Origin of the sequence: Virgibacillus sp. AGTR, assembly GCF_016919725.2 — a bacterium.
Taxonomy (GTDB): domain Bacteria; phylum Bacillota; class Bacilli; order Bacillales; family Amphibacillaceae; genus Virgibacillus; species Virgibacillus salarius.
The window spans coordinates 1-14861 of sequence record NZ_JAJERH010000003.1 but is presented as its reverse complement, the minus strand read 5'-3'; the positions used below and the strand labels follow the sequence as shown (position 1 = coordinate 14861).

Sequence of the window (14861 nt, the reverse complement as noted above, 5' to 3'; positions counted from 1 at the left end):
TTAGTTGCTTGCGGCTTCTCCAATTCTCCGTCCACACTATTAACTTACTTATAGTATAGCATAATTCATTTACTTCGTATAGTACTTTACTTAAAAGCTTGTGCTGCTTTTATTGCTTGTTTCCATCCCGTATATAATTTGGTTCTTTCTTCTTTTATGATTGTAGGATTAAAGGTTCGATTTACTTTCCATTGCTGAGCAATCTCTTCCTTGCTTTCCCAAAAGCCAACAGCAAGACCCGCTAAATAAGCAGCTCCCAATGCCGTCGTCTCATTAACCACTGGACGTTCTACAGCAACATCAAGCATATCGCTTTGAAATTGCATTAAAAAATTGTTTTGGACAACTCCACCATCAACTCGGAATTTTTTCACTTTCATACCAGCTTCCTGTTCCATAACATCGACAACATCTTTTGTTTGATACGCTAATGCTTCTAAAGTAGCTCGTACAAAGTGTTCTTTTGTAGCTCCTCTCGTTAAGCCAAATATAGAACCTTTGACATCACTATCCCAATATGGCGTTCCCAATCCAACAAATGCAGGGACTACGTATACACCTTCTGTAGAAGAAACAGCGTGAGCAAGTGATTCAGTATCTGACAAGTTTTCGATTAATTCTAAGCCATCTCGCAGCCATTGGATTGCTGATCCCGCAACAAAGATACTTCCTTCTAATGCATACTCTACCTTACCGTCGACTCCCCAAGCAAGTGTAGTAAGGAGACCATGTTTTGATTGCATTCCTTGTTCTCCTGTATTCATTAGCATAAAACATCCTGTACCATATGTGTTCTTTGCCATTCCTTTTTCAAAACAAGCCTGTCCGAACAAGGCCGCCTGCTGATCTCCTGCAATTCCAGCAATTGGAACCTCATGTCCAAAAAAGTGATAATCCACCGTAGTACCATACACCTCTGAAGACTGCCTTACCTCTGGCAGCATGGATTTCGGTACTCCTAAAATTTCTAATAATTCTTCATCCCATTTCAGATCATAAATATTATACATGAGGGTTCGAGATGCATTAGAATAGTCCGTAATATGGCGTTTCCCACCAGTTAATTTATAGACTAGCCATGTATCAATCGTACCAAATAAAAGATCTCCATTATTTGCTTTTTCTCTTGCACCATCGACATGATCTAATATCCATTTCACTTTTGTCCCTGCGAAATAAGGATCAATTAATAAACCTGTTTTTGCCCGAAAGACATCATTATAACCTTCATTTTTAAGCTGATCGCAAATATCCTTAGTTTGTCTAGATTGCCAAACAATCGCCTTATAAATAGGTTTGCCAGTGTTTTTATCCCATACAACTGTTGTTTCTCTTTGATTTGTTATACCTATACCAGCTAAATCAGATGGCTCTAAATCTGCCTTACGAAGTGCATCAGAGATACAAGCAAGTATAGAAGTCCATATTTCATTGGCATCATGCTCTACCCAGCCTGGTTTTGAAAAATATTGTTCAAATTCCTTTTGTCCCGTTGCAACAATCTCACCAGCATGATTAAAAATAATTGCACGTGAACTGGTTGTCCCCTGATCAAGTGCTAATATATATCTTTCCAATTTCTATTCCTCCCCAAAAAACCGTCATACGTTTATTTAGTAATTATTAAGCCTTTTTTAGTTCATTACCTAATGCAGTAATAAACAATAGTAAAACACCAGCAGTAAAAACCCAAAATACTATTGTAGCATGAGATTTAAAAATTGCCTCATAAAAAAGTCCACCATAAATACCACCAATTGCCGGGCCAGCTACCGGAATCCAAGCATAGCTCCAATTAGAGTATCCTTTCCCAGGAATTGGCAAAATCCAATGAGCCACTCTTGGGCCTAGATCTCTAGCTGGATTAATCGCATATCCTGTCGTTCCACCAAGAGACATACCAATAGCAATAATGAGCAACCCTACAATTAGTGGATTCAATCCTTCTGTAAATGTATTCGCACCAATAAACAATAAACCCATTACTAGTATAAACGTACCTATAATTTCACTAATTAAATTTGCTAGCGTATTAGGAATAGCAGGTCCGGTAGAAAACACACCTAGCTTTGTAGCTTGATCTTTCGTTTCTTTCCAATGTGGTAAATAATGAAAAAAAACGATAATCGCACCAATAAAGCCACCTAGCATTTGTGCTGAAATATATAACGGAACCTGCGCCCAAGGAAATTCACCAATTGCAGCAAAACCTAGTGTAACAGCTGGGTTAATATGGGCTCCAGTAATATTACCTACTGCGTAAACACCCATGGTAACGCCAAGACCCCAAGCTATGGAGACTAGAACCCAACCTGATCCTTCAGATAATGTGTGCTTCAGATTGACCCCAGCTACTACTCCCCCGCCGAAAATAATTAGAATCATGGTACCAATTAACTCTCCAAAAAATGCAGACATACTAAAATACCTCCATTAAAAAAGTTGATATTTTGGTATTCCACAATTCCAGAAAGTTATTAATAGATTCTTTAAGCGTACATTTTCACAAAGATAAAAAACTAGGCACTCGTCAATCTACATTAACGATTACCTAGCCAATTTTAAACTATATCTATTATATCAGCGAACAACCATGAAATAAATTACATCATCTTCCAAAGATCTGTATTTGATGTTGAAACAGCAACAGCACCAGCTTGTAAAGCAGCTTTAACTTCTTCCTCGTTGGTAATTAATCCTCCAGCGATTACTGGCAATTCCGTTTTGGCATGGATCTGATGCACCATTGATGGAATAAGTCCAGGCAATACCTCGATACAATCTGGTTGTACTCGATTAATTACTTTTATATTTTGCTCTAGGGCTAAGCTATCTAATAAAAACACACGTTGGATTGCTAACAATTGATGCTTTTTCGCCATACTAATAACATTTGCTCGAGTTGATAAGATACCGTCTGGCTTAATTTCTCTTAACAAAAACTCCATACCATAATCATCCGACTTTAATCCTTGAATAAGATCGAAGTGTACCAATATATTTTTTTTTGCGCGCTTAGAATAGTCCACTAAACTTTTTATCTGCGCCAATCTAGTTTCTAGAATAACTATGGATTCATGAGGGGTATCCAAAGCCTTATCAAAATCTTTCATTTTTCGGATCGCAGGTAAAATACCAGTTGGTATGTTCAATTCAATCACCTACTCTAGCTTCAATTTTTCTTCCCTTTCTTTAACTTGATCTTTTGTATACTTCACTTGCATCGGGTTTCCACCAACAAAAGATCCAGCTGGTACATCCTTATGTACCAACGTGCCAGCAGAGACAATCGCATGATCACCAATCGTTACACCTGGTAATATCGTTGAATTCGCTCCAATCATTACTTCATCACCAATCGTTACCGTTCCAATACGATATTCCTTTATTAAATATTCATGTGCCAAAATGGTTGTATTATAGCCAATAACACTATTTTTTCCCACTTTAATTTTTTCTGGAAACATAATATCCGGCATTACCATCAAAGCGAATGCTGTATACTCTCCAACTTCCATCCGTAAAAGCTTGCGATACAACCAATTTTTCATTGGCAAAATAGGTGTATACCTTGCTATCTGAATCACAATAAAATTTTTCATTACCTTCCAAAAAGGTACTGTATTATAAATTTGCCATAATGCATTCATATTCTGCACAGGGTAACGCTTTGTTTTTCGCATTGGCTACACTCCAGTAATTTGCAGTAAATCACGTATATCATCTAGCATATATGTCGGTTTATATTCCAGTAAACGTTGTTTACCTTTAAAGGTCCAAGCAACACCTGCTGTTTGTACCCCAGCATTTTTCCCCGCTTCAATGTCATGATAATTATCACCAACCATCAATGTCCTCTTGGGATCGGCTTGCAATGCTTCCATTGCTTTTAACACAGGTTCTGCATGCGGTTTTGGATGCATCACATCATCTATAGTAATAACTGTTTCAAAATAGTTATCCAGCCCTGTTAATGAAAGCCCCTTATTTACCCCTTTTCTCATCTTTGTTGTCACAATCGCCATTTCAATCCCATTCTCCTGTAGCTTTTTTACAGTATCAACTACATGCGGAAACGGTTTTACATAATTATCATGTTCTTTTAAATTATGCTCACGATAGGTTTCAACCATACTATCTGCTCGTCTTGCATCAATCTTGGTAAATGTATCAACCAACGGAGGTCCATTAAATTCTATAATTTCCTCACGCGAATATTCTAAATGATAAGCATTAAATGTATGAATAAATGACGCAATAATTAATTCATTTGTATCGATTAGTGTCCCATCTAAATCAAAAAGTATTGTACGAATGCTCATTAGTGGTTTCCTTCCTTCTTTTGTTCTTATCTATGCTGTTCCAAATGAATGAAATTGCCATTGTTAATAAAATTGCTGTAATGAGTCGAATAACTAGTAGTGGCCATACTGGGATTCCCAATGGGATAAATACGACCGTATCCTCAACTACTGCGTGACAGGAAACAAGAAAGATGAGTGCTAGAATCATATCTTTTTTTTCAACGCCATCCTCTTTCACAGCCTGAATCATCACACCAGCACCATATGCTAAACCTATTGTCAGCCCAGCTACCATGGTCATTGAGGTATTCTCTTTCATTCCAAGAACCCTTGTAAACGGAGCAAATTTAGTAGACAGATAATTCAACCATCCTTTTTCACGTAAAAATTGCATAACTATCATGAGTGGTATCACAATCATAGCTAGCTGAGCAATGGCCACAATAGCTGTTTGCAGACCATGTAGAATAATCTCTCCCCAACCTGTTAATTCAGGATTTGCCGAAGAAATGAATCCATATGCTGCTTGTTCCGCCCCGCCATTCCACAGGAAGTTAATGATAATCGCAGCGAAAAGCGCCAACCCTATTCTAATTCCTGAGATCAACCACCAATTAACACCTACCCTAGAGGCAACGGCAGATTCAATAAATAAATTATGGGAAAATGATAACATAATCGCCATAATAAATACTTCTTTAACCGTAAAATCAAATGAAACAATCGCTGCTATACCCGCATAAAGATTCAGCGCATTTCCTAAAACAAGTGGTACAGCAGCTTCCCCAGACAACCCTAACCATCCCATTAGAGGAGTAAGTTGCTTTATAATCCATGGTAAAACGGGCGTGAATTGTAAAATCGTAACGATTAACGTAACAGGAAAAATAACTTTTCCTAATGTCCATGATGTATTTAATCCCTGCTGCATTCCTCGAAGTAAAATCCCCTTCATTCCATATTCCCTCTTTCATATGAAACTTTAATTCCTTAAAATAGTATACATTTAGCTACGATTCTAACGCCTCTTTATAACTAGATGTTATTTTATTTCTTCTTCTTATTTTTTTTCTTTTGATACGTGTTTTTTACCACTTTCCCCTTATGTTCCACCTCATTATACCGGGTATTAATCGTTTTTCGGCGATAAATGATTAATAGTAACGCTACAACAATAATGACAATTGAGATAACCTGTGCCTGACGTAGTGATCCCAAGACATAAAGACTATCTGTCCGCATTCCTTCTATGAAATAGCGTCCAATCGAGTACGTAATGGCATAGCTTAAGAATAATTCTCCACGAATAGGGTTAAATTTACGCAATATAAGTAGAAATACAAACACAAGAATATTCCAGAACGACTCATATAAGAACGTCGGATGGTACATAACCCCATCTATACACATCTGGTTCATAATAAAATCAGGCAAGTATTGATGAAAGCTATTATATGTTGATTCTGCTATCTCTCCGCCATGTGCTTCCTGATTCATAAAGTTTCCCCAGCGGCCGATTGCTTGCCCTAGAATTATACTTGGTGCGGCAATATCTGCTAATTGCCAAAATGATACTTGTTTAACACGTGCATAGATAATCGCTGTTATAATAGAACCTATTAGAGCACCATGGATTGCGATACCACCTTCCCAAATAGCAAAGACATCACTCCATGGACCACCTGCATAACGATCCCATTCAAAAATAACGTAATATATTCGTGCAGAAATAATAGCAATAGGGATGGCAAATACCACTAAATCAACCATGATATCCTTTTTCATACCTAAGCGGTCAGCCTCTCGAGTAGCTAAAAATAAGCCTAGAAAGGCTCCCGCTGCTATAATCACGCCATACCAATATATCGGTAATGATCCTATATGTAAAAATACACGGTCAAGTGCTGGTGCATTACAACTCATCTTATTTTCCTCCTAGCTATTTTCTTGATCAATCATATTTGTTAACCGCTCCGAAAACTCTTCTGCCGCATTAACACCCATACGTTTTAAACGGAAGTTCATAGCCGCTACCTCAATAATGACAGCCAAATTTCTTCCAGGACGTACTGGTATGGTTGCCTTTGGTAATTCAACTTCCATTATCTTCATTTTATCTTCATCAAGACCTAAACGATCGTATTGTTTCTTTTGATCCCAAATTTCTAAATTAATGATTAATGAAATCTTTTTATAGCTTCTAACAGATCCCGCTCCAAATAATGTCATTACATTAATTATTCCAAGGCCTCTAATCTCTAGTAAGTGCTCTATTAAAGGTGGAGCGTTACCGATAAGACTGTCATAATCCTCTTGACGTATTTCGACACTATCATCGGCTACTAAGCGATGCCCTCTTTTCACTAGTTCTAGTGCTGTTTCACTTTTACCTACTCCACTTTGACCAGTAATCAGCACACCAACTCCATAAATATCTACCAACACCCCATGAATTGCAGTAAACGGGGCAAATTTCGCTTCTAAATAATTTGTTAGCCTACTAATCACTCGTGTCGTTTTTCGCGGTGAATGCAAGATAGGCACACCTGATTCATTAGCAGCATCGATCATCACTTGTGGTATGTCCATATTTCTTGTTACCACTATTCCTGGAGTAACATCTGTACAGAGTTGGCCAACTCGTTCGACTTTTTCTTGATCTGTTAAATCTAAGAAATACGCCATTTCCGTCCTGCCGATTAACTGTAGTCTTTCTTTTGGATAGTATTTAAAGTACCCTGTCATTTCTATTCCAGGTCGTGAGATATCACTTGTAGTAATCTCTCTATGTAGTCCGTCCTCACCTGCGACAAGGGTCAGATTGAAATTCTCTAATAAATCCTTCGTCCGAACGGTTGACATGTATTTATCCTCCTTATTGTTGCCATTCAAAACATAGACTCCATGTTATTTAGTTGGATACTTTCCTTCTAAAGAATATCTCAATAAACAATATGGACACGTATTCAACAAGATATCGGCTTTCCACGCGCCATAAAATCCTGTGAGACACCGTTCTCCTTATCTGCCTCTGTCTATCGCACTTAAAATTTATTCTAACAAGAAGATCAAAATTTTCAGCTGGCAAATCACTCGTAATTCGTTTTACGTGAGATAAGAATATTTATCTAAACGGCTTGGACATATATATTAAATTAAGTTTCGTTGAGAAATGCTCCTTACCTAATACATGAAATAATGTCGGATAACCTTTAGGCAAAAGTTTTCTTCATTGTAGCATATTCTTTATAAGATTTGCTATCGCCTAACTCCTATGGCAATCAGATTGAACACTACGAACAATTTTACACATGAAAAATCGCAGGCTATCTATCACCTGCGATCCTGTTATCTAATTGAGTCTTTTACTACACTATTCAAAAGTAAATTAATGATAGATAGTATGATAGCAGCTAAAACCGCTGTACCAAATCCGTCGATAACAAAAGAAGCATCCATTAATGCCTGTGTAATCATTAATGTTACAGCATTAATGATAAATAGAAATAATCCTAAGGAGAGAATGGTTATCGGCAAAGTAAATAATATGAGTATCGGCTTAACAATTACGTTTAAAACAGCTAAGATCAAACTTGCAAGCAATGCCGTACCAAATCCGTCCAAGTGAAAGGAATCAAATAATTGTGCAACAGCAATCAGGGCAACTGCATTTAAAATGATAGACACAATCCAGCGTAGCATAATTAATAGTTCTCCCTTTCAGTAGGAATAATTAAGGCAGCCGCTAAATATACGAACGCAAAACTAAATAGACTAAAAATCAAACATACAACAAATACAAGTCTTAGAATCGTTGCATCTATATTAAAATAATCAGATAGTCCACCAAAAACACCAGCTACCATACGTTTCGTATTGGAACGATATAGCTTTTTCATGGGATTACCTCCTTTTGATTATCATCGTATTCCATTCGCTATCCAATCATTCATCATACTGAAAACTGCCAAGTAAAAAATTCCTCTGTACCAAACCGTTCCTTCGCTTCTTGTAGTACTTCCTCACCAAGTTCCTTATAATTTTTCAGCGGACCAATAATGCCTCCAGCTTGAGAGTCATGACAAAGAATGGCATCCATTTTTTTCTCAAAATAGGCGGAAACATCATTAATAACATCTGGTTCTCCGAGTTCCTTTTTAAATCCACGTGCAAATGCCTGCGCCCATACAGTTGGTCGCTCATCCATCAGTTCAACAGCTTTAATTGCCGCTGCCCCAAGTGCGTTATGGTCTGGGTGAACAGCATAATTAGGATAATGTGTAATAACTAAACTTGGCTTTATCTCTTCTAATATGCCTTTTAAATGCTGTGCAATTTCCATTTGATCTTCAAATTCAATGGTCTTATCACGATAACCTAGCATTTTTAGGTCCATATCAAGAACCTTACATGCGTTTTTAAGCTCTTGCTTTCGAATTAATGGTAATGTCTCTCTATTTGCGAAAGTGGGTGATCCCATATTTCTGCCCATCTGCCCTAAGGTCCCACATAAATATGTTACAGGTATTCCTTGACTTCGAAAATGTGAAATTGATCCTGCAGCACCAAATGATTCATCATCTGGATGCGGTAATATAACAACAACATGTTTTTCCAAGTTGATCACCTATCCCCTTCTTTTGTCTTTTTAATTATTAAACGGTGTTTCACTAATCTGAAGCGCAACCATTAATCTACCTTCCCGATCATGACCAGCTAGTAATAATTTTGATCCTTCATGAATTACCCAGTCTGTTAATCCTTCTGCATAAATCCAGCCGAACTCGGTCTTTAAGCCGACTCGATACGCATTGCCATCACCAACGATCTTCGCTTGATTAAATGTAACCTGCGCATTCCGCACATAAGCCCCAACATTATATGCTTTATCATCAAAATGGCTAGCGTACGCTCCATTTGTAGTTTCCACATGTATGTAGACCTGTTTATTTGTAAAATCGTCTAAGCATTGTTGTACACTCTCTACTTCAATTGGTTTCATATCAGTTTCCTCCCAATCAACTTCTTCTTTTAGCTTATCGAAACAACCGCATGGCGTCAAAAAATTAAACCGACTCTAATGCTTCATTTCATATAAAAGCCCGAATTTTATCTCAAATCTTTCAGATAACATTCGGGTTACTTTTTTAAAGATAGGTAGTTCCTTCATCGCTCTCAAAATGCTTCGCTTTCCATGGGCACCGCCCATAGCCTCTCAGAAAGCACAAAGAGCTTTCTAAGAGGTCTTCGGACCGTGCTGTTCCCGCAAGGACAAGGATGACTTCGCCAACGATACATCGCATGCAGAAAAGCTCTCTTCCATTTACGCATATTGACCATGCTAAAGTCTGCTTCATTTTATTATTATAATGAATCGTTCATTCGTTAATATGCAATTAAGTTCTGCCACAGCCTCTTCCAATTATTTTGTAGCTACTTTTTCCTTTACTTCTATTGCATTGTCCATCCGCTTCATGTCACGTTCTAATACTGGCTTTAAGTATTTTCCAGTATAGGATGCTTCTGCTTCTGCGATTTGTTCTGGGGTACCTGTTGCAATGATCTGTCCACCGCGATCTCCACCCTCAGGTCCAAGATCAATGATATGATCAGCAGATTTAATAACGTCAAGGTTGTGTTCAATGATTAAAACACTATCACCATTATCGACAAGTCGTTGCAAAACACTTAATAAGCGATTAATATCATCAACATGCAAACCAGTTGTTGGTTCATCTAAAATATAAAACGATTTACCATTTGATCTACGATGCAATTCACTTGCTAACTTCACACGTTGAGCTTCCCCACCTGATAAGGTCGTTGCCGGTTGCCCAAGTCTTACATAGCCAAGCCCAACATCATAAATGGTTTGTAGCTTGCGTTTTATTTTAGGGATATTTGCAAAAAATTCTAAGGCCTCCTCGATTGTTAAACCAAGCACCTCTGAGATATTTTTTCCTTTATATTTTACTTCCAATGTTTCTCTGTTATAGCGACTACCTTTACATACTTCACATGGAACGTAAACATCCGGAAGAAAATGCATCTCAATCTTTATAATCCCATCTCCACGGCAAGCTTCACAGCGCCCACCCTTTACATTAAAACTAAACCTTCCTTTTTTATAGCCACGTACCTTTGCTTCATTCGTTTGAGCATATACATCACGGATATCATCAAACACACCTGTATACGTAGCAGGGTTGGATCGTGGTGTACGACCGATAGGTGATTGATCGATATCAATTACTTTATCTATATATTCCATTCCTTTTACTTTCTTATGCTTACCTGGTTTATGCTTTCCACTATACAGTTCTTTTGCTAGCGACTTATAGATAATTTCATTTACTAACGTACTTTTCCCAGATCCGGAAACTCCGGTCACAACCGTCATTAACCCGATTGGAATTTTCGTAGAAACTTTCTTCAAATTATTTTCCTCTGCCCCTACTACTTCGATAACACGCTTATCTTTCTTCCTTCTTTTTACTGGTAGCGGGATAAACTTATGACCCGCTAGATATTGACCTGTTAGTGATTGCTTATTTTTCATGACATTTTCCGGCCTATCGCTAGCAACAATTTGCCCTCCATGTTCACCTGCTCCTGGGCCAATATCAATAAGCCAATCCGCTGCTAGCATAGTATCTTCATCATGTTCAACAACGATGAGTGTATTATCTAAGTCACGCATCCGCTTTAAAGTATCAATTAAGCGGTCATTATCACGTTGGTGTAGACCTATCGAAGGTTCATCTAATACGTAGAGCACACCTGTTAGAGCTGAACCAATTTGTGTAGCTAGTCTAATACGCTGTGCTTCTCCTCCTGAAAGTGTTCCGGCAGAACGAGATAGTGTTAAATAATCAAGTCCAACATTATTTAAAAATTCTAATCGATTATCTATTTCTTTTAAAATCATGCTAGCAATCTGTTTTTCTTTTTCCGATAGATCTAATGTATCGAAAAATTTCTTTGCCTCCATAATAGAGAATTCTGTAACTTTACTGATATGCAACCCATTAACCAACACAGCTAATGCGCTTTCCTTTAACCGATAACCTTTACACTTCGGACATTTCTTCTGCGCCATATATTTTTCTAAAGTTTCACGTATATAGTCAGAGGATGTTTCTCGATAGCGCCTACTAACATTGTTTAATACGCCCTCGAAGACAATATGACTATCGCGCACACTGCCAAAATCATTTACATAGTGGAAATGAATCTTTTCCTTCCCGCTACCATAAAGAATTTTATCCATTTTATCTTTGGGGATATCGTTCACAGGCTTATCCATATCAATCTCAAAGTGTTCACAGACACTCTTTAAAAGCTGTGGATAATATTGTGAACTGATTGGCTCCCACGGCGCAATTGCGTGTTCGTTTAATGACTTTTCCCAGTCAGGAATAACTAAATCCATATCTACTTCCAATTTTGTCCCTAAGCCATCACAGGTAGAACAGGCTCCAAAAGGGCTATTGAAAGAAAATAATCTCGGCTCTAATTCATCGATGGAAAAACCACAAATAGGACATGCATGGTTTTCACTGAAGGTCAATTCTTTATCACCAATGATATCAACAATAAGCTTACCTTCCCCTAAAGAGAGGGCCGTTTCTATTGAATCACTTAAACGTCCTTCTATACCAGCTTTTACCACAACTCGATCAACAACTACTTCGATCGAATGCTTCTTGTTTTTTTCTAATTTAATCTCTTCCGTAACTTCACGCATTTCTTTGTCAACACGAATGCGAACATATCCTTCCTGCTTCAACCTTTCAAATACCTTAACGTGTTCACCCTTCCTTCCAGATACGACAGGTGCAAGTAGTTGCATTTTCGTCCGTTCTGGATATTCCATAATTCGATCTACCATTTGTTGGACCGTTTGTGAAGATATTTCAACGCCATGCTTAGGACAAGTAGGATGACCAATACGTGCATATAATAACCGTAAATAGTCATATATTTCTGTTACTGTACCAACTGTAGACCTCGGATTTTTACTTGTAGTTTTTTGATCAATGGATATAGCGGGTGACAATCCGTCAATTGCATCAACATCAGGCTTATCCATTTGTCCAAGAAATTGTCTTGCGTAGGCAGAAAGAGATTCTACATATCGTCGTTGACCTTCTGCATAGATCGTATCAAAAGCTAAAGAGGACTTACCAGAACCAGATAATCCTGTCAAAACAACCAATTTATTTTTGGGAATTTCTACATCCACATTTTTCAAATTATGTGCTCTGGCACCCTGAATTTTAATTGATTTACTTGGCATTAATTTCACCTTCCTGCTTTAAGTTCAAGTATAATATCACGAAGTTCAGCTGCTTTTTCGAAATCCAGTGCTTTCGCAGCGTCCTTCATTTCTTTTTCCATCTGCTCAATGACTTGCTCTTTATCCTCTGATGCTAACTTGCTAATACTTTTCGCTTTTCCATCATATTTAGGTTGGTGGTCCTCTGCAACAACCGTGGCACGAATTACTTCTCGGACATCCTTCTTAATGGTCTTAGGTATAATATTATGCTCTTTATTATATGCCATCTGTTTTTCACGTCTGCGATTTGTTTCATCTATGGCAATTTGCATCGATTTCGTTATTTTATCGGCATACATAATAACCATGCCATTTTCATTACGTGCAGCCCGTCCCATCGTTTGAATTAATGATCGTTCCGAACGTAAGAACCCTTCCTTATCTGCATCTAAAATAGTGACTAAGGATACTTCCGGTATATCAAGACCCTCACGTAATAAGTTTATACCGACAAGAACATCATATTTCCCAACTCTTAAATCTCTAATTACTTCAATTCGTTCCAACGTTTTGATTTCCGAATGTAGATAAGCAACCTTGATTCCCAGTTCCTTCAAATAATCTGTAAGATCCTCCGACATTTTTTTCGTCAACGTTGTTACGAGGACACGCTCATTTTTACTTGTTCGTTTATTGATTTCTCCAATTAAATCATCAATCTGACCATCTATCGGTCGAACATCTACTTTTGGATCTAATAATCCAGTCGGCCTAATGATCTGTTCTGTCATATCAGGTGAATGTTCCTCTTCATAAGGTCCTGGGGTAGCAGATACATAGACCAACTGATTAGTAGCTTTCTCAAATTCTGTAAACTTTAATGGGCGGTTATCCAACGCTGAAGGTAAACGAAATCCATGATCAACCAGTACTTGTTTTCTGGCTTGGTCTCCGTTGTACATTCCTCTAATCTGCGGCAATGTAACATGTGATTCATCAACTACTACTAGAAAGTCATCGGGAAAGAAATCAAGCAACGTATACGGAGTTGCTCCGCTTTCTCGAAGCGTTAGATGTCTAGAATAATTCTCAATTCCAGAGCAAAATCCCATTTCATTCATCATTTCCAAATCATATCGAGTACGTTGCTCTAATCGCTGTGCTTCTAAGAGCTTATCCTGCTCTCGTAATTCCTCTAAACGTTCTGCTAACTCCTGTTCGATATTTTTGATCGCAAGCTTCATTTTTTCTTCTCTTGTTACGAAGTGAGAAGCCGGAAATATAGCAATATGCTCTCGATCACCGATAATTTCTCCAGTCAATGCATCAACTTCCCGAATCCGGTCAATTTCATCTCCAAAGAATTCAACACGAATACAGTGCTCTTCCTTCGATGCAGGTATGACCTCGACAGAATCGCCGCGCACTCGAAATGTACCACGCTGAAAATTTATATCATTCCTTGCATATTGAATGTCAACAAGTTCACGTAGCAGCTGATCACGATCTTTTTCCATTCCTACTCGAATGGAAAGCACCTGACTCTCATATTCTTCTGGAGAACCTAAACCATAAATACATGAAACACTAGCAACGATTAAAACATCATTTCGTTCAAAAAGAGCAGATGTCGCTGAGTGTCGAAGCTTATCAATTTCATCATTAATACTTGCATCTTTTTCAATAAATGTATCTGTAGAAGGAACATAAGCTTCTGGTTGATAATAATCATAATAGCTAACAAAATATTCAACTGCATTATTTGGAAAGAACTCTTTAAATTCACTATATAGTTGTCCAGCTAACGTTTTATTATGTGCAATTACTAATGTGGGACGATTAATTTCTTGTACTACATTTGACACGGTAAATGTTTTCCCCGTACCTGTCGCCCCCAATAATGTTTGATGACGTTGGCCAGCCTTCACTCTCTCAACAATCTCCTTAATTGCTTTAGGCTGATCACCACGTGGTTCGTACTTTGATACAAGATCAAACGTATTTTTCACTAGAACTTCCTCCGATCATCTATGACTACAATTATTTTATCACATTTGCTAGACATTTTAACACAAAAACGAACAAATATTCGACTTTTTTGTTTTTCCATTTGTTTCTAGCATACCCTTATTTGCCAATTTAGAACCAAGTTGGATAAGATTAAATCAATTGCCATCTTGCTGCTATGTTTTCGTAATAGAGATACTTCTTCCTCCTCATGGTAAAATTTTATAAATTCCAAGACTATTAAAAAAACGGAGCAAAATTCGCTCAGT

Annotated in this window: 14 protein-coding genes; all 14 read right to left on the bottom strand. The window is 37.7% G+C overall.

The genetic code is table 11. The features are described 5' to 3' along the window. Positions 1 to 86 precede the first annotated feature (86 nt). Positions 87 to 1577: a glycerol kinase GlpK gene (gene glpK / locus JUJ52_RS01840; RefSeq protein ID WP_026681664.1), complete on the bottom strand. Its 1491-nt coding sequence runs from the start codon at positions 1575 to 1577 to the stop codon at positions 87 to 89. A gap of 46 nt (positions 1578 to 1623) precedes the next feature. Continuing rightward, on the bottom strand, positions 1624 to 2418 hold the full coding sequence (locus tag JUJ52_RS01835) for an MIP/aquaporin family protein (protein WP_121605662.1): 795 nt from the start codon (positions 2416 to 2418) through the stop codon (positions 1624 to 1626). A 185-nt stretch (positions 2419 to 2603) separates the two neighbouring features. Beyond that, positions 2604 to 3152 carry a glycerol-3-phosphate responsive antiterminator gene (locus JUJ52_RS01830; RefSeq protein WP_026681666.1) on the bottom strand — a complete coding sequence of 183 codons (549 nt, stop codon included), beginning with the start codon at positions 3150 to 3152 and terminating at the stop codon, positions 2604 to 2606. 9 nt (positions 3153 to 3161) lie between these two features. Further along, positions 3162 to 3683 (bottom strand): acyltransferase, encoded by a 522-nt coding sequence (locus JUJ52_RS01825; protein WP_026681667.1) that lies wholly within the window; start codon positions 3681 to 3683, stop codon positions 3162 to 3164. Positions 3684 to 3686: 3 nt separating this feature from the next. Next, positions 3687 to 4322, bottom strand: coding sequence for a pyrophosphatase PpaX (gene ppaX, locus JUJ52_RS01820; protein ID WP_121605663.1), 636 nt, complete (start codon positions 4320 to 4322; stop codon positions 3687 to 3689). After that, positions 4297 to 5259, bottom strand: a complete 963-nt coding sequence (locus tag JUJ52_RS01815; protein WP_121605664.1) for a nucleoside recognition domain-containing protein — start codon at positions 5257 to 5259, stop codon at positions 4297 to 4299. Before JUJ52_RS01815 ends, ppaX begins: the two co-directional genes overlap by 26 nt. Positions 5260 to 5351: 92 nt before the next feature. Then, complete coding sequence (gene lgt, locus JUJ52_RS01810; RefSeq protein ID WP_121605665.1) at positions 5352 to 6227, bottom strand: prolipoprotein diacylglyceryl transferase; 876 nt, start codon at positions 6225 to 6227, stop codon at positions 5352 to 5354. A gap of 12 nt (positions 6228 to 6239) precedes the next feature. After that, complete coding sequence (hprK, locus tag JUJ52_RS01805) at positions 6240 to 7166, bottom strand: HPr(Ser) kinase/phosphatase (RefSeq protein WP_026681671.1); 927 nt, start codon at positions 7164 to 7166, stop codon at positions 6240 to 6242. 486 nt (positions 7167 to 7652) lie between these two features. Next, positions 7653 to 8009 carry a phage holin family protein gene (locus tag JUJ52_RS01800; RefSeq protein ID WP_026681672.1) on the bottom strand — a complete coding sequence of 119 codons (357 nt, stop codon included), beginning with the start codon at positions 8007 to 8009 and terminating at the stop codon, positions 7653 to 7655. After that, entirely contained in the window at positions 8009 to 8203 is a 195-nt protein-coding gene (locus JUJ52_RS01795; RefSeq protein WP_026681673.1) for a PspC domain-containing protein, read from the bottom strand. The genes JUJ52_RS01800 and JUJ52_RS01795 overlap by 1 nt, the downstream gene beginning before the upstream one ends. 53 nt (positions 8204 to 8256) lie before the next feature. Further along, a complete protein-coding gene (gene bshB2 / locus JUJ52_RS01790) occupies positions 8257 to 8922 on the bottom strand; it encodes a bacillithiol biosynthesis deacetylase BshB2 (protein ID WP_121605936.1) in 666 nt (221 codons plus the stop codon). Between the two features lie 30 nt (positions 8923 to 8952). Further along, positions 8953 to 9306 carry a YojF family protein gene (locus tag JUJ52_RS01785; RefSeq protein ID WP_026681675.1) on the bottom strand — a complete coding sequence of 118 codons (354 nt, stop codon included), beginning with the start codon at positions 9304 to 9306 and terminating at the stop codon, positions 8953 to 8955. Between the two features lie 420 nt (positions 9307 to 9726). Continuing rightward, positions 9727 to 12603: an excinuclease ABC subunit UvrA gene (gene uvrA / locus JUJ52_RS01780; RefSeq protein WP_121605666.1), complete on the bottom strand. Its 2877-nt coding sequence runs from the start codon at positions 12601 to 12603 to the stop codon at positions 9727 to 9729. Between the two features lie 5 nt (positions 12604 to 12608). Continuing rightward, positions 12609 to 14594 (bottom strand): excinuclease ABC subunit UvrB, encoded by a 1986-nt coding sequence (gene uvrB / locus JUJ52_RS01775; RefSeq protein WP_121605667.1) that lies wholly within the window; start codon positions 14592 to 14594, stop codon positions 12609 to 12611. Positions 14595 to 14861 lie beyond the last annotated feature (267 nt).

Excerpts from the sequence above, each read along its gene's own strand:
- JUJ52_RS01795 (WP_026681673.1), bottom strand. The coding sequence starts at position 8,203 with ATGAAAAAGCTATATCGTTCCAATACGAAACGTATGGTAGCTGGTGTT.
- ppaX (WP_121605663.1), bottom strand. The coding sequence starts at position 4,322 with ATGAGCATTCGTACAATACTTTTTGATTTAGATGGGACACTAATCGAT.
- JUJ52_RS01835 (WP_121605662.1), bottom strand. The coding sequence starts at position 2,418 with ATGTCTGCATTTTTTGGAGAGTTAATTGGTACCATGATTCTAATTATT.
- JUJ52_RS01815 (WP_121605664.1), bottom strand. The coding sequence starts at position 5,259 with ATGAAGGGGATTTTACTTCGAGGAATGCAGCAGGGATTAAATACATCA.
- JUJ52_RS01785 (WP_026681675.1), bottom strand. The coding sequence starts at position 9,306 with ATGAAACCAATTGAAGTAGAGAGTGTACAACAATGCTTAGACGATTTT.
- lgt (WP_121605665.1), bottom strand. The coding sequence starts at position 6,227 with ATGAGTTGTAATGCACCAGCACTTGACCGTGTATTTTTACATATAGGA.
- uvrA (WP_121605666.1), bottom strand. The coding sequence starts at position 12,603 with ATGCCAAGTAAATCAATTAAAATTCAGGGTGCCAGAGCACATAATTTG.
- hprK (WP_026681671.1), bottom strand. The coding sequence starts at position 7,166 with ATGTCAACCGTTCGGACGAAGGATTTATTAGAGAATTTCAATCTGACC.
- JUJ52_RS01825 (WP_026681667.1), bottom strand. The coding sequence starts at position 3,683 with ATGCGAAAAACAAAGCGTTACCCTGTGCAGAATATGAATGCATTATGG.